The following is a 15,156-nucleotide window of genomic DNA, read 5'->3' on the forward strand; positions in this document are numbered from 1 at the left end:
GGAAGGTCACGGTCCGTGCCTTCCGAGTCGCGCAGTTCCCCGCGCCCCTGTTTCGGCCTGGCCCGGCCTGTGTGCTGGGGGACACACCCCGTCCGGGGGGCGTGGCCCCTGGGCAAGTTAGTTACCGGCGGGTAGCATGACCGTGAAGCAGCGCCGCTCCACCCGTGAGCCGTGCGGACTGCGCTTAACGTCATGTCCCCTGGGAGGAGAGCCCCCGTGCCTCGTACCGCGAGGGACGTCGTCTTCGTCGACGGCGTCCGCACCCCGTTCGGCAAGGCCGGCCCGAAGGGCATCTACCACGAGACCCGCGCGGACGACCTGGTCGTCAAGTGCATCCGTGAGCTGGTGCGCCGCAACCCGAACCTGCCCGTCGAGCGCATCGACGAGGTCGCCATCGCCGCGACCACGCAGATCGGCGACCAGGGCCTGACCATCGGCCGCACCGCCGGCCTCCTCGCCGGCCTGCCGAAGTCCGTCCCCGGCTACGCCATCGACCGCATGTGCGCCGGCGCGATGACCGCCGTCACCACCACCGCGGGCGGCATCGCCTTCGGCGCGTACGACATCGTCGTCGCCGGCGGTGTCGAGCACATGGGCCGCCACCCGATGGGCGAGGGCGTGGACCCGAACCCGCGCTTCGTGTCGGAGAAGCTGGTCGACGAGTCCGCCCTGTTCATGGGCATGACCGCGGAGAACCTGCACGACCGCCTCCCGCACATCACCAAGGAGCGCTGCGACGCCTACGCCGTGCGCTCCCAGGAGAAGGCCGCCAAGGCGTACGCCAACGGCGACATCCAGCCGGACCTGGTGCCGATCGCGATCCGCAACACCAACCCCGAGGTCGGCGAGACCGGCTGGGGCCTGGCGACGACGGACGAGCCGATGCGCCCGGGCACCACCATGGAGTCGCTGGCGAACCTCAAGACCCCGTTCCGCCCGCACGGCAACATCACCGCGGGCAACGCGGCCGGCCTGAACGACGGCGCCACCGCCTCGCTGCTGGCCGCCGAGGACGTCGCCGAGGAGCTCGGCCTCCCGATCAAGATGCGCCTGGTCTCCTACGCCTTCGCCGGCGTGGAGCCCGAGGTCATGGGCATCGGCCCCGTCCCGGCGACCGAGAAGGCACTGGCCAAGGCCGGCCTGACCATCGACGACATCGGCGCCTTCGAGATCAACGAGGCGTTCGCCGTCCAGGTGCTCTCGCTGCTCGACCACTACGGCATCGCCGACGACGACGAGCGCGTCAACCCGTACGGCGGCGCGATCGCCTTCGGCCACCCGCTGGCCTCCACCGGCGTCCGCCTGATGACGCAGCTGGCGCGCCGCTTCGAGCAGCGCCCCGACGTCCGCTACGGCCTGACCACCATGTGCATCGGTTTCGGCATGGGCGGCACGGTCATCTGGGAGAACCCGCACTTCGAGGGGAACAAGTGACCGTGAGCACCACCGAGCTGCTGAAGCGCGCCGCCGAGCTGTTCCCCGGCGAGGTCGTCACCACCGCGCACGTCCGCCACCTGGACCTGCCCAAGCAGGCCGGCAAGCTGGCGCTGATCACCCTGGACAACGGCTTCGACCACACCAAGCCGACCACCTTCGGCCCGGGCTCGCTCGCGAAGCTCTCCGAGGCGCTGGACCAGGTCGAGGCCGAGGCCGCCGAGGGCGGGATCGCCGCGGTCGCCATCACCGGCAAGCCGTTCATCTTCGCGGTCGGCGCCGACCTCAAGGGCGTCGAGGTGCTCAAGGAGCACAGCGACGCGCTGGCCATCGGCAAGGGCGGCCACGACGTCTTCAAGCGGATCGCCGCGCTGCCCGTCCCCTCCTTCGCCTACTACAACGGCGCGGCGATGGGCGGCGGCGTCGAGGTCGGCCTGCACTGCACCTACCGCACGGTGAGCTCCGGCATCCCGGCGTTCTCGCTGCCGGAGGTCTTCCTGGGCCTCGTCCCGGGCTGGGGCGGCTGCACCATCCTGCCGAACCTGATCGGCCCGGCGAAGGCCGTCAAGGTCATCGTCGAGAACTCGATGAGCCAGAACAAGCAGCTCAAGGGCAAGGAGGTGTTCGAGCTCGGCATCGCGGACGCGATCTTCGAGCCGGCCGACTTCCTGGAGCAGTCGCTGCACTGGACGGCCTCCGTGCTCACCGGCGAGACCGCCGTGGCGCGCGAGGAGATCGACCGCGGCAAGGCCTGGGACGACGCCGTCGCCTGGGGCCGCCTGGTCGCCGACGCCAAGGTGCACGGCGCCGCGCCGGCCGCCTACAAGGCGCTGGACATCATCCAGCAGGTCAAGGACCAGGACCTGCAGGCCGGTTTCGACGCCGAGGACGTGGCGCTGGCCGACCTCATCATGGGCGGCGAGCTGCGCAGCGGCCTCTACGCCTTCAACCTGGTGCAGCGCCGTGCCAAGCGCCCCTTCGGTGCGCCGGACAAGTCGCTGGCCCGCCCGGTCAGCAAGGTCGGCGTCGTCGGCGCGGGCCTGATGGCCTCGCAGCTGGCCCTGCTGTTCGCCCGCCGCCTCGAGGTGCCGGTCGTGCTGACCGACATCGACCAGGAGCGCATCGACAAGGGCGTGGGCTACGTCCACGGCGAGATCGACAAGCTGCTCGGCAAGGGCCGGATCAACGGCGACAAGGCCAACAAGCTCAAGGGCCTGGTCTCCGGCCACCTGGACAAGGCGGTCGCCTTCGGGGACGCGGACTTCGTGATCGAGGCCGTGTTCGAGGAGATGGGCGTCAAGCAGAACGTCTTCGCCGAGCTGGAGGCCGTGGTCTCGCCGACCACCATCCTGGCGACCAACACCTCTTCGCTGTCGGTCACCGAGATGGCCTCCAAGCTGGAGCACCCGGAGCGGGTCGTCGGCTTCCACTTCTTCAACCCGGTCGCGATCCTCCCGCTGCTGGAGATCGTCCGCGCGGAGAAGACCGACGACGCCTCGCTGGCCACCGCCTTCGGTGTGGCCAGGAAGCTGAAGAAGACGGCCGTGCTGACCAAGGACGCCCCGGCGTTCGTGGTGAACCGGATCCTGACCCGCTTCATGGGCGAGATCCAGGGCATCATCGACGAGGGCACCCCGTTCGAGACCGTCGAGAAGGCCGTGCAGCCGCTCGGCCTGCCGATGTCCCCGATCGCGCTGCTGGAGCTGGTCGGCCCGGCCATCGCCCTGCACGTGTCGGAGACCCTGCACGGCGCCTTCCCGGAGCGGTTCACCGTCTCCGAGAACCTCGGCAAGGTGGTCAAGGCCGGCAAGCGCGGCTTCTACATCTGGCAGGACGGCCAGCAGGTCCTCGACCCCGAGGTGCTGGAGCTGCTGACCTTCGGCGACAACGTGCTGACCGAGGAGCAGGTGCGCGCCCGCGCCCTGGACGCGGTCGCGCAGGAGATCGGCCTGATGCTGGACGAGGGCGTCGTCGGCGAGGCGCAGGACATCGACCTGTGCATGATCACCGGCGCCGGCTGGCCCTTCCACCTGGGCGGCATCACGCCGTACCTGGACCGCGAGGGCGTCTCGGAGCGCGTGAACGGCAAGCGCTTCCTCGCCCAGGGCGTGGCCTCCGTCCCGGCCTGAGCCCCGTAGCGACGACGAAGGGCCCCCGCCACCCGGCGGGGGCCCTTCGCGCGTCCTGGAAGCCCCTGCGGCCGCGCCGCCGCCCGTCCGCGGGGTTCCTGGGGCGGAGCAGGGCGCGGAGGTGCGGCGGAGGGCCGTGCGCTACTTCTTCAGGCGGTAGATGACGGTGTCGCCGGTGACGCCGACGACCTCGTAGTGGGTGTCGAGCAGGCTCTCGATGCGGGGGATCAGCAGCGGCTGGTAGGGGGCGGTGCCCGAGTCGTCGACGACGATCTCGGGCAGGCCCTTGGCGGCGAGCTCCTGGTCGAAGGTCTGCCAGGCCTCGCTGACGCTGTACTGCTCGCCGACCTTCTGGCCGTCCTTGCCGCCGCTGAAGTTGGTCAGGAAGCCGGCCGTCAGGTAGCGGCTGGCGGGGCGGCGGTCGGCCAGCCAGTACAGCTCGGGGTGCATGCCCCAGACCAGCACGGTGTCCTTGGGCGTGGTCTGCTTGGCGACCGCGGTGGCGACCTCGGTGGTCTGGGTGAGCTTCTGCCCGGGCCAGAACACCGCGAGCCCCCAGAAGAAGGTGCAGGCGACGGCCGAGTACGTCAGCACCGGCCGCCAGCGCACCGCGGAGGTGGAGACGGCGCCGACGCCGAGCAGCACCAGAGGCGGCATCAGCTGCAGGTAGTAGTGGCCGAAGAAGTGGAAGCCCACGCTGACCGCGACCGCCGAGGACAGCAGCCACACCCACAGGTCGGCGGTGGAGCCGTGCTCCTCCGCCGCCCCGGGCAGGCTGCGGCGGCCGCGGCGCAGCCACAGCCGGTACCCGATCGGCACGACGAAGCCGAGCCCGGCGGCCAGCAGGATCGCCGAGTTGCCGAGCGCCCGGCCGGTCATCTGCAGCCAGGCACCGCCGAGCGAGGCGTAGTCGCCGCTGCCGGTGACCACCCAGAACAGGAAGCCCTTGGGCTTGGTGAGGATCAGCGCGACCAGGGCTATCGGCAGGGCGAAGCCGAAGCCGATGGTGGCCAGGGCGGGCGGCCAGCGCACGCCGCGCCGCCGGGTGTCCTGCAGCAGCATCCACAGCACCGGCAGCAGCACCGCGCCGCCGGTCTGCTTGGTGAGCGAGCAGAGTGCGACCGCGATGCCGGCGGCGAGCCAGCGGCGGCGCTCCGCGTAGCGGAAGGCGGCCACCATGGCGGGCAGCATGAAGACCTCGAAGGTGGCCGCCTGGGTGTCCTCGGGCGAGAGGCCGATGGACAGCAGCAGGTACAGCACGCCGGCCGCGCCGCCGGCCCGGTTGCCCCAGCGGCCGCGGGCGATGGAGGCCAGCAGCACGGCGGTGGCGAGGTGGGCGACGATCGCCAGGCTGCGCTGCGGCCACAGCGAGCCGGAGCCGAACAGGGCGAAGCACGCCTGGTAGAGCCAGGGCAGCAGCGGCGGCTTGCGGTCGACGACGGTGTCGTAGAGCACCCCGCCGTCGGCGAGCATCCGGGCCTGGGTGGCGAGGTAGCCCTCGTCCGGGCTCCACACCGGCCGCAGGAAGGACGGGATGTGGGTGAGGACGGCCAGCAGGGCCAGCACCGGGACCAGCCGGCTCCAGTAGCCCGTCCGGACCTGCTCGCGGATGCGGGCGGTCACGGCGGGGCGGCTGGAGGTCGGTGTGGGCACGGGTGACAACCTACCGGGCGTCCGTGTCGGCGGGTGCGCTGGTCCGGGATCGCGACCGGTCTGCCCGGTTCCGGGTGCGCCGGAGCCCCGGGTGCGAGCGGTTCGGACCCGGGGCTCCGGCGGTGGCAAGGCGTCAGGCCTGGACGGGCTGCGCGTCGATGCGCGCCACCAGGGCGGTCACCTGACGGGCGATGTCCGGGGCGGTGAGGCCGATCTCGGCGAGGATCTCCTCGCGCTTGGCGTGGTCGAGGAACTCCTGCGGGATGCCGAAGTCGCGCAGCGGCAGGTCGACGTCGGCGTCGCGCAGGGCCTGCGCGATCGCGGCACCGACGCCGCCGACGCGGCCGTTGTCCTCGACGGTGACGACGACGCGGTGCTCGGAGGCGAGGCCGGGCAGGGCCTTGTCGACCGGCTTGACCCAGCGGGGGTCGACGACGGTGGAGGTGATGCCCTGGGCGTCGAGCAGCTCGGCGGCCTCCAGGCAGATCGGGGCCATCGCGCCGACGGAGACGATGAGCACGTCGGCGCGCTTGTCGCCGCCGCTCTCGCCGCTCTCGCGGAGCACGTCCATGCCGCCGACGCGGCCGAGGGCGGGGACGGCGGGGCCGACGGTGCCCTTGGAGTAGCGGACGACGGTGGGGGCGTCGGGGACCTCGACGGCCTCGCGGAGCTGGGCGCGGACCTGGTCGGCGTCGCGCGGGGCGGCGAGCCGCAGGCCCGGGACGGTCTGCAGGATCGACATGTCCCACATGCCGTTGTGCGAGGCGCCGTCGGTGCCGGTGACGCCGGCCCGGTCGAGCACGAAGGTGACGCCGAGCTTGTGCAGGGCGACGTCCATCAGCACCTGGTCGTAGGCGCGGTTGAGGAAGGTCGCATAGACGGCGACGACCGGGTGCAGGCCGTTGGTGGCCAGGCCGGCCGCGGAGACGGCGGCGTGCTGTTCGGCGATGCCGACGTCGAAGATGCGGTCCGGGTAGGCCTTGGCGAAGGGGGCCAGGCCGACCGGGTGGAGCATGGCGGCGGTGATCGCCACGATGTCCTTGCGCTCGCGGCCGAGGGCGACCATCTCCTCGCCGAAGACGGACGTCCAGTCCTTGCCGGAGGACTTCACCGGGAGGCCGGTGTCGGGGTGGATGACGCCGACCGCGTGGAAGCGGTCCTCGTCGTTGTTCTCGGCGGCGTGGTAGCCGCGGCCCTTCTCGGTGATGCAGTGCACGATGACCGGGCCGCCGAAGCCGCGGGCCTTGGTGAACGCGGACTCCAGCGCCACCAGGTCGTGGCCGTCGATCGGGCCGATGTACTTGAGGCCGAGGTCCTCGAACATGCCCTGCGGGGCGATGAAGTCCTTGAGGCCTTTCTTGGCGCCGTGCAGGGTGTCGAACATCGCCTGGCCGACGACGGGGGTGCGCTGCAGCGCGTCCTTGCCCCAGGAGAGGAACCGCTCGTAGCCCTGGGTGGTGCGCAGGGTGGAGAGGTGGTTGGCGAGGCCGCCGATGGTCGGGGAGTAGGACCGCTCGTTGTCGTTGACGACGATGACGACCGGCAGGTCCTTGGCGTCGGCGATGTTGTTGAGCGCCTCCCAGGCCATGCCGCCGGTGAGCGCGCCGTCGCCGATGACGGCGACGACCGGGCGGTCCTTGTGGCCCTGGATCTTGTTGGCCTTGGCCAGGCCGTCGGCGTAGCCGAGGACGGTGGAGGCGTGCGAGTTCTCGATCACGTCGTGCTCGGACTCGGCGCGGGACGGGTAGCCGGAGAGGCCGCCCTTCATCTTCAGCCGGGAGAAGTCCTGGCGGCCGGTGAGCAGCTTGTGGACGTAGCTCTGGTGGCCGGTGTCGAAGAGGATGCGGTCGCGCGGGGAGTCGAAGACCCGGTGCATGGCGATGGTGAGCTCGACCACACCCAGGTTGGGGCCGAGGTGGCCGCCCGTCTTCGAGACCTCTTCGACCAGGAAGCCCCGGATCTCCTCGGCCAGGTCGGCCAGCTGCGCCGGGGTGAGCCGGTCGAGATCGCGCGGTCCCCTAATGCGGGTCAGCAGGGCCACCCGTTCCTCCTCGTTGACTGTTCCCGGACCGCCGTCGGTCCGGCCGGGCTTCCCCGACTGCACGAGTCTAATGTCCGGCTGGCGGACACCACGCGGCGCAGGGGGCTCCCATGACATGACGGGGCCCGGCACCCGATCGGTTCGGGTGCCGGGCCTCACACTGCGTTCGGCGTGTCGTCAGCCCCGGCCGCTGGACTTCTGGGTCCGGCGGGAGACGGAGTCGAGCACGACGGCGCCGAGCAGCACCGCGCCGGTGATCATGTACTGGATCGCCTGGTTGACGTGCACCAGGTCGAGGCCGGTGATGATCGACTGGATGACCAGGATGCCGAGCAGGGCGGACCAGGTCTTGCCGCGGCCGCCGAAGAGGCTGGTGCCGCCGATGACGGCCGCCGCGATCGAGTTCATCAGGACGTTGCCGCTGCCGAGCAGCTTGTCCGCGGAGCCCTGCTGGGAGGCGATGAAGAGGCCGCCCAGGGCCGCCATGCCGGCCGAGATCATGAAGACCGAGATCCGGACCCACGCGACGTTGATGCCGGCGCGGCGGGCCGCCTCGACGCTGCCGCCGACCGCGAAGATCTGCCGGCCGTAGGAAGTGCGGCGGAGCACGAAGTCGGTGATGACGACGATCGAGAGGAAGATCACCAGGGGCAGCGGCAGGCCGCGGTCCTGGTTGAGCATGTAGGCGGCGACCAGGCCGATGACGGCGAGCACGCCGGTGCGCAGGGCGATCTCGCTCATCGGGCGGGCCGGCAGGCCGGCGTCGCCGCGGCGCTTGGCGTCCAGGAACTGGCCGGCGCCGAAGAGCGCGATGCCGAGGATCGCGAAGCCCCAGGTGAAGGCGATGTCGCCGTCGCCGAGGAAGTAGGTGTCCAGGTTGGCGAGGACGCCGTCGTTCAGGACGTTGACGGTGCCCTTGTCGCCGAGGACGTACATCTGCAGACCGCTCCAGGCGAGCAGGCCGGCCAGGGTGACGACGAAGGCGGGGACGCCGATCTTGGCGAAGAAGAAGCCGTGCAGGGCGCCGATGGCGACGGCGGCCGCGATGGCGATCAGGCAGGCGAGCCACTCGTTGAGGCCGGAGCGCACCGAGAGGACGGCGGCTATCGCGGCGGAGACGCCGGCGATCGAACCGAGGGAGAGGTCGATCTCACCGAGCAGCAGCACGAAGACGATGCCGACGGCGATGAGGCCGGGGCCGGCGACCCACTTGGTGATGTTGGTGAGGTTGTCGGCGTTCAGGAAGTCGCCGGTGATGCCCTGGAAGATGGCGCCGATGAGGATCAGGCCGAGCACGACCGGGACGGAGCCCAGGTCGCCGCTCTTCATCTTGCGCTTGAACTCGGCGAGGTAGCCGGAGAATCCGGCCTCGCGGACGAGCAGTCGGGGGTCGACGGCCGGGGACGCGGCGGGCGCGGGCGCCGCCTCGGCGGCACCGTCGGTGGTCTGGTCGGTCGTCACTTCGCTTCCTCCGCGAGACGTGCCTGACGCCGGGTCACGGCGTTCTCGGTGGCGCCGGTGATGGCGGAGATGATCTCCTCGTGCGAGGTGCCGGCCACCTCGAAGACGCCGTTGTTGCGGCCCAGGCGGAGCACCGCGACGGTGTCCGCGACGGCCTTGACGTCGGCCATGTTGTGGCTGATCAGGATGACGCCGAGGCCGCGGTCGCGCAGGCGCTCGACCAGGTCGAGGACCTGGGCGGTCTGCTCGACGCCGAGGGCGGCGGTGGGCTCGTCCAGGATGACGATCTTGGGGTCGCCGACCAGGGCGCGGGCGATCGCGACGACCTGGCGCTGACCGCCGGACAGCGCGGCGATCGGGATGCGGACGCTGGGGATGCGGATCGACAGGGTGTCGAGCAGCTCCTTGGCGCGCTTCTCCATCGCGACCTCGTCGAGCGCGCCGAACTTCTTCAGCTCGCGGCCGAGGAACAGGTTGCCGACCACGTCGAGGTTGTCGCAGAGCGCGAGGTCCTGGTAGACGGTGGCGACACCGAGGGCCTGGGCGTCGTGCGGCCGGTTGATCGCGACCTTGTTGCCCTCCCACTCGATGGAACCCTCGTCGATGGGGTGCACACCGGCGATCGTCTTCACCAGCGTCGACTTGCCTGCACCGTTGTCGCCGACCAGGGCGACCACCTCGCCGGCGTGGACCTCCAGGTGCACATCGGTGAGCGCCTGAACGGCACCGAAGCGCTTGGAGACACCGCGCAACGCCAGTACGGGTGCGCCTGTCACGTGAACCATCTCCTTCATCCGTGCCGGCCCCCGGAAGTGGGCATGACACGGCCTGCCGCGCGCCGACCCGGGCGCGAAGGTTAGTGCGAGAAAAGGGGTGGAGCGGGCCGGGGCCCCGCCACGAGGGGCCGGCCGGCCGCGCCGCAGGGTGGGCGCCCCGTGCGGGGCGCCCACCCGTGGAGGACTACTGCAGGCCCGCGGCCTTGCAGCCCTCGGCGTAGGCGCCGGTGCAGATGTCGGCGACGGTGTACAGCTTGTCGGCGATCACGGTGTCCTTGATGTTGGCCTTGGTGACGACCTTCGGGTCGAGCAGCTTGGCCGGGATGCCCTTGTCGGTGTCGCTGTCGATGCTGGAGGAGGCGATGGCCTTGACGTCCTTGCCCTGCAGCAGCGCGACGGCGAGCTCGGCGGCCGAGTCGGCCAGCGGCTTGTACGCCTTGTAGATGGTGTACGACTGCTCGCCGCTGACGAGGCGCTGGATGGCGTCGAGGCCCGCGTCCTGGCCGCCGACCGGGACGTTGATGCCCGCGGACTTCAGCTGGGTGATGATCGCGGCGGCCATGCCGTCGTTGGCCGAGTAGACGGCCTGGAAGCCGTCCTTGCCGAGCTGGGTGATCGCGGCGCCGATCTTCTGGCCGGCGACGGTGGGCTTCCACTCACCGGACTGCTCGTAGACGACCTTCTTGACCTTGCCGTCGAGGACCTTGTGCGCACCGGACTTGAACTTGCCGGCGTTCGGGTCCGCGTCGTCACCGTTGATCATGACGATGTTGGACTCGGCGGCCTTGGTGCCCAGGGCGTCCAGCAGGGCCTGGCCCTGCAGCTCGCCGACCTTCTCGTTGTCGAAGGAGACGTAGGCCGAGACCGGGCCGGTGGCCAGGCGGTCGTACGCGATGACCTTGACGCCCTTGTCGGCCGCCTCCTTCACCCAGGACTGGGTGGAGGCCGCGTCGAACGCGTCCAGGATGATGACCTTGACGCCCTGGGCGATCAGGGTGTCGAACTGCTGCTTCTGCTTCGCGGCCGAGCCCTCGGCGTTGCTGTACTTGACGGTGCAGTCGCCGCACAGCTCCTTGACCTTGGCCTCGATGAACGGCTTGTCGAAGGACTCGTAGCGCACGGAGGAAGCGTTCTCCGGGAGCAGCAGGCCGATCGACTTGGTGTCGCCGCCCTTGGCGTCGTCCTTCTTGTCGCTGCCGGCCTTGCCACAGGCGGCCATGGAGAGGGCCATCGAGACAGCAGCAGTGCCGATGACGGCGCGACGCATCATTGCGTTCATGGTGGGGGTGCCTCCCTGACAGTGCCGCAACCTTGCGGCGAGGTTGAGTGGAGTCAACCTCCCCCACACCTTGTCGTCAATAAGTAAAACCGCGACCGCGCTGATCCGAACCCTTTCGTTATCTTCCTGAAGGCGAAGCCGAGATCAAACGACTCGGCTCCGCCTGTCTGCGCAGCTCAGGCGGACGATGCCGAGGCCAGGCCGGTATGCCGGATGGCACCCGATTCGCCCATCTCGCTCATCACCAGGGCCAGCGCGCCGAGCACCTCCGCCCGGCCACCGAGCGTGCCCGGGACGACCGAGAGCTGCCGGGCCGCACTCGGGATGGCGTACCGCGCCACCGAGTCCCGGATGGGGGAAAGCACCAGCTCACCGGCCTCGGCGAGCTCGCCGCCGAGGATCACCCGACGGGGGTTCAGCAGGTTGCACAGCGTGGCGACACCGCTGCCGATCTGCCGCCCGGCGTCCGCGATGACCCGCCGGCAGCCGAGGTCGCCCTGCTGGGCCAGCTGCACCACCTTGTTCAGCGTCAGCTCCCCCGGGTGGCTCGCGTTCAAGAGGTTGAGCAGGTAACGGGAGCCCACGAAGGTCTCCAGGCAGCCGCGGTTGCCGCAGCGGCAGACCGGCCCGGCCTCGTCCAGCGTGATGTGCCCGATCTCGCCCGCGGTGCCGCCCGGGCCCCGGTAGATCTGCCCGTTGATGACCAGTCCGGAGCCGACGCCGCTGGCCACCTTGATGTACGCCAGGTCGCTCAGCCCGCGGCCCGCGCCCCACACCAGCTCGCCGAGCGCGCCCAGGTTGGCGTCGTTGTCCACGTACACCTGCATGCCGAGCCGCTGGGAGAGCTCCCGGCCGGGGTTGATGCCCGTCCAGCCCGGCAGGATCGCGGTGGAGCCGAGCGCCCCGGTCTCCACGTCGATCGGGCCCGGCACGCCGAGGCCCACCCCGATCACCTTGTCCGGCCGGAACCCGGCCTGCGACAACAGCCGGCCGACCAGCGCCTCGGCCCGGTCGAAGCCCTGCTGCGCCGACACGTCGGTGTCGATCGGCTCGCTCTCCTCCGCGAGCACCCGGTGGGCCAGGTTGCCCACCGCGACCCGCAGATGGGTGTGACCGAAGTCGACGCCGACGACGATCCCGGCGTCACCGCTGAGCGAGACACTGCGCGCCCGTCTGCCTCCTGAGGAGGTGTCGGCCACCACGACGGTGCCGCTCTCCTTCAGCTCGCGGACGATGTTGGACACCGTTGCCGCCGACAATCCCGTGGACCTGGCGATCTCGGCCTGGGTGAGCGAGCCGGCCATCCGCACGGCCCGCAGCACCCTCTCGAGGTTCGCCCGGTGCAGCGAGGACTGCGATCCCGGCGTGTCCATCGACATGATTCACCCTCCCAGGGCACGGGAACCCGACCGTTCCCGCCCCTGCCGCGCCCTTGCGGCGGAGCTCGTTGTGGCCGGCGGGTCCGTCACCCTGCGGTGTCGAAGCCTCAACCGGGCGTTCATCTTCAACTTCTGAACTCTAAGCTCAGCCAAGCCCGCAATACAGAGTCAAGGGCGAATGCAGATCGTTGCGAAACCTCAGCCACCGCCCTACGTCGAGTGTCGTAGCCGAACGCGCAACCCGCCCGACGGCCCCGGAAATCGCAGGTCCGCGCGGGGGACGCTCGTGAAAGGATGCCCCCAACCAAGCCTGACGAAGGAGTCCTGCGAGTGCCTGGCACCAACTTGACCCGTGAGGAGGCCCGTACCCGGGCCGCACTCCTGCATGTGGAGTCGTACGACATCGAGCTCGACCTGGGCTCGGCCCCCGAAGGGGGCACCTTCCGGTCCACCACCGTGGTCCGCTTCTCCGCCAACACCCCGGGTGCCGCCACCTTCATCGACCTGGTCGCGCCGAGCGTGTCCGAGATCGTGCTGAACGGCGAGGCCCTCGAGCTCGCCAACTTCGCCGACAGCCGGATCGCGCTGCCCGCCGTCCGGGCCGAGAACGAGCTCCGGGTGGTCGCCGACTGCGCGTACACCAACACCGGCGAGGGTCTGCACCGCTTCGTCGACCCGGTCGACGGCGAGACCTACCTCTACACCCAGTTCGAGGTGCCGGACGCCCGCCGCGTCTTCGCCGCCTTCGAGCAGCCCGACCTCAAGGCGACGTTCCGCTTCACCGTCACCGCCCCCGAGGGCTGGGTCGTCGTCTCCAACTCCCCCACCCCGGAGCCGGCCGGCGAGGGCGCCGTCCGCACCTGGTCCTTCGAGCCCACCCCCCGGATGTCGACCTACGTCACCGCGCTGGTGGCCGGCCCCTACGTGGGCGTCTTCGACGAGTACGCCAGCGGCGACCAGCGGGTGCCGCTCGGTGTGTACTGCCGCCCCTCGCTGCGCGAGTACCTGGACGCCGAGGCGATCTTCGAGGTCACCAAGCAGGGCTTCGACTACTTCCAGGAGAAGTTCGACTTCGCCTACCCGTTCGCCAAGTACGACCAGCTGTTCGTGCCGGAGTTCAACGCCGGCGCGATGGAGAACGCGGGCGCCGTCACCCTGCGCGACCAGTACGTCTTCCGCTCCAAGGTCACCGACGCCTCGTACGAGATGCGCGCCGCGACGATCCTGCACGAGCTCGCCCACATGTGGTTCGGCGACCTGGTGACCATGGAGTGGTGGAACGACCTCTGGCTGAACGAGTCCTTCGCGACCTTCGCCGAGGTGGTCTGCCAGGCCGAGTCCCCCGCCTCCAAGTGGCCGCACTCCTGGACGACCTTCGCCAACCAGATGAAGACCTGGGCCTACCGGCAGGACCAGCTGCCCTCCACCCACCCGATCATGGCGGAGATCAACGACCTGGAGGACGTCCAGGTCAACTTCGACGGCATCACCTACGCCAAGGGCGCCTCGGTGCTCAAGCAGCTGGTCGCCTACGTCGGCCAGGAGGCCTTCTTCAAGGGCGTCCAGGCCTACTTCAAGCGCCACGCCTGGGGCAACACCACCCTCCCCGACCTGCTCGGCGCCCTCGAGGAGGCCAGCGGCCGCGACCTGAGGACCTGGTCCAAGGCCTGGCTGGAGACCGCCGGCATCAACCTGCTCCGCCCCGAGCTGCACATCAACACCGACGGCGACATCGAGTCCTTCGCGATCCTGCAGGAGGCCCCCGCGCTCCCCGCCGGCGCCCGCGGCGAGGCCGTGCTGCGCCCGCACCGGATCGCGGTCGGCCTCTACGAGCTGGTCGACGGTTCCCTGATCCGCACCGACCGGATCGAGCTCGACATCGACGGCCCGCGCACCGAGGTGCCCGAGCTGGTCGGCCGGCACCGCCCCGCCGTCCTGCTGCTCAACGACGACGACCTCTCCTACGCCAAGGTCCGCCTCGACGAGGACTCGCTGGCCGTCGTCACCGAGCACCTCGGCGACTTCGTCGACTCGCTGCCGCGCGCCCTGTGCTGGGCCTCCGCCTGGGACATGACCCGCGACGGCGAGCTCGCCACCCGCGACTACCTGTCGCTGGCCCTCTCCGGCCTGCAGCGGGAGTCCGACATCGGCGTCGTCCAGTCCGTGCAGCGCCAGGTCAAGCTCGCCCTCGAGGCGTACGCCGACCCGGCGTGGCGCGAGGAGGGCCTGCAGCGCTGGGCCGCCGCCGCCGAGGAGCAGCTGCGCGCCGCCGCCCCCGGCAGCGACCACCAGCTCGCCTGGGCCCGCACCCTGGCCGCCGCCGCCCGTACCGACGCCCAGCTCGGCCTGCTCGCCGGCCTGCTGGACGGCTCCGAGACGATCGAGGGCCTCGCCGTCGACACCGAGCTGCGCTGGACGCTGCTGGCCCGGCTCGTCGCCACCGGCCGCGCCGACGACAAGGCCGTCGACGAGGAGCTGGTGCGCGACAACACCTCCTCCGGCCAGGAGCACGCCGCCAGCTGCCGGGCCTCCCGCCCGACCGCCGAGGCCAAGGCCGAGGCGTGGGCCTCCGTCGTGGAGTCCGACAAGCTCACCAACTACGTGCAGGAGGCCGTCATCGGCGGCTTCCAGCAGGCCGACCAGCGCGCGCTGATCGCCCCCTACCGCGAGAAGTACTTCGCCGCGGTCAAGGGCGTGTGGGAGAGCCGCAGCCACGAGATCTCGCAGCAGATCATCGTCGGCCTGTACCCGGCCTACCAGGTCGAGCAGGCCACCCTGGACGCCACCGACGCCTGGCTGGCCTCGGCCGACCCGGCGCCGGCCCTGCGCCGCCAGGTCGTCGAGGCCCGCGCGGGCATCGAGCGCGCCCTCAAGGCCCAGGCCGCCGACCGCGCCGCAGCCGGCCGCGTCTGACCCGCACCCCCGTCGGGGGGGCCGGCCCCCCCCCCCCCCCGCCGCCGCGGGAGGCCGAGCACAAGACGCCCCCCCGCCCCCCGGGGGGGCC

9 protein-coding genes are annotated in these 15,156 nt (G+C 70.9%); 3 read left to right on the top strand and 6 right to left on the bottom strand.

Features of this window, described 5'->3' with window-relative positions:
- The first annotated feature begins 216 nt into the window (after positions 1-216).
- Both AB0M03_RS37785 and AB0M03_RS37790 read left to right on the top strand, forming a co-directional pair.
- Positions 217-1,434 carry an acetyl-CoA C-acyltransferase gene (locus tag AB0M03_RS37785; protein ID WP_363500724.1) on the top strand — a complete coding sequence of 406 codons (1,218 nt, stop codon included), beginning with the start codon at positions 217-219 and terminating at the stop codon, positions 1,432-1,434.
- Between the two features lie 2 nt (positions 1,435-1,436).
- On the top strand, positions 1,437-3,563 hold the full coding sequence (locus tag AB0M03_RS37790) for a 3-hydroxyacyl-CoA dehydrogenase NAD-binding domain-containing protein (protein ID WP_363500727.1): 2,127 nt from the start codon (positions 1,437-1,439) through the stop codon (positions 3,561-3,563).
- Positions 3,564-3,704: 141 nt separating this feature from the next.
- On the opposite strand, the gene AB0M03_RS37795 is transcribed toward AB0M03_RS37790, so the two are convergent.
- The 6 genes from AB0M03_RS37795 to AB0M03_RS37820 all read right to left on the bottom strand — a co-directional run bounded on the left by AB0M03_RS37795 (position 3,705) and on the right by AB0M03_RS37820 (position 12,146).
- A complete protein-coding gene (locus AB0M03_RS37795; RefSeq protein ID WP_363500730.1) occupies positions 3,705-5,216 on the bottom strand; it encodes a glycosyltransferase family 39 protein in 1,512 nt (503 codons plus the stop codon).
- 133 nt (positions 5,217-5,349) lie between these two features.
- Positions 5,350-7,257, bottom strand: a complete 1,908-nt coding sequence (gene dxs / locus AB0M03_RS37800; RefSeq protein ID WP_363500733.1) for a 1-deoxy-D-xylulose-5-phosphate synthase — start codon at positions 7,255-7,257, stop codon at positions 5,350-5,352.
- A gap of 177 nt (positions 7,258-7,434) precedes the next feature.
- On the bottom strand, positions 7,435-8,718 hold the full coding sequence (locus AB0M03_RS37805) for a sugar ABC transporter permease (RefSeq protein WP_363500736.1): 1,284 nt from the start codon (positions 8,716-8,718) through the stop codon (positions 7,435-7,437).
- Positions 8,715-9,503 (bottom strand): ATP-binding cassette domain-containing protein, encoded by a 789-nt coding sequence (locus tag AB0M03_RS37810; protein ID WP_363500739.1) that lies wholly within the window; start codon positions 9,501-9,503, stop codon positions 8,715-8,717. The genes AB0M03_RS37805 and AB0M03_RS37810 overlap by 4 nt, the downstream gene beginning before the upstream one ends.
- A gap of 175 nt (positions 9,504-9,678) precedes the next feature.
- The gene (locus AB0M03_RS37815) at positions 9,679-10,773 is read right to left on the bottom strand and encodes a substrate-binding domain-containing protein (RefSeq protein WP_363500742.1); all 1,095 of its coding nucleotides are present in this window, start codon (positions 10,771-10,773) and stop codon (positions 9,679-9,681) included.
- 176 nt (positions 10,774-10,949) lie between these two features.
- Positions 10,950-12,146, bottom strand: coding sequence for an ROK family transcriptional regulator (locus AB0M03_RS37820; protein ID WP_363500748.1), 1,197 nt, complete (start codon positions 12,144-12,146; stop codon positions 10,950-10,952).
- A gap of 336 nt (positions 12,147-12,482) precedes the next feature.
- On the opposite strand from AB0M03_RS37820, the gene pepN reads away from it, so the two are divergent.
- The gene (gene pepN / locus AB0M03_RS37825; protein ID WP_363500745.1) at positions 12,483-15,065 is read left to right on the top strand and encodes an aminopeptidase N; all 2,583 of its coding nucleotides are present in this window, start codon (positions 12,483-12,485) and stop codon (positions 15,063-15,065) included.
- Positions 15,066-15,156: the final 91 nt, after the last annotated feature.

The organism is Kitasatospora sp. NPDC051914 (genome assembly GCF_040680995.1).
Lineage (GTDB): Bacteria > Actinomycetota > Actinomycetes > Streptomycetales > Streptomycetaceae > Kitasatospora.

Bases quoted from the DNA above. Each gene is read 5' to 3' on its own strand.
- AB0M03_RS37810 (WP_363500739.1), bottom strand. From the start codon at position 9,503: ATGGTTCACGTGACAGGCGCACCCGTACTGGCGTTGCGCGGTGTCTCC.
- AB0M03_RS37820 (WP_363500748.1), bottom strand. From the start codon at position 12,146: ATGGACACGCCGGGATCGCAGTCCTCGCTGCACCGGGCGAACCTCGAG.
- AB0M03_RS37815 (WP_363500742.1), bottom strand. From the start codon at position 10,773: ATGAACGCAATGATGCGTCGCGCCGTCATCGGCACTGCTGCTGTCTCG.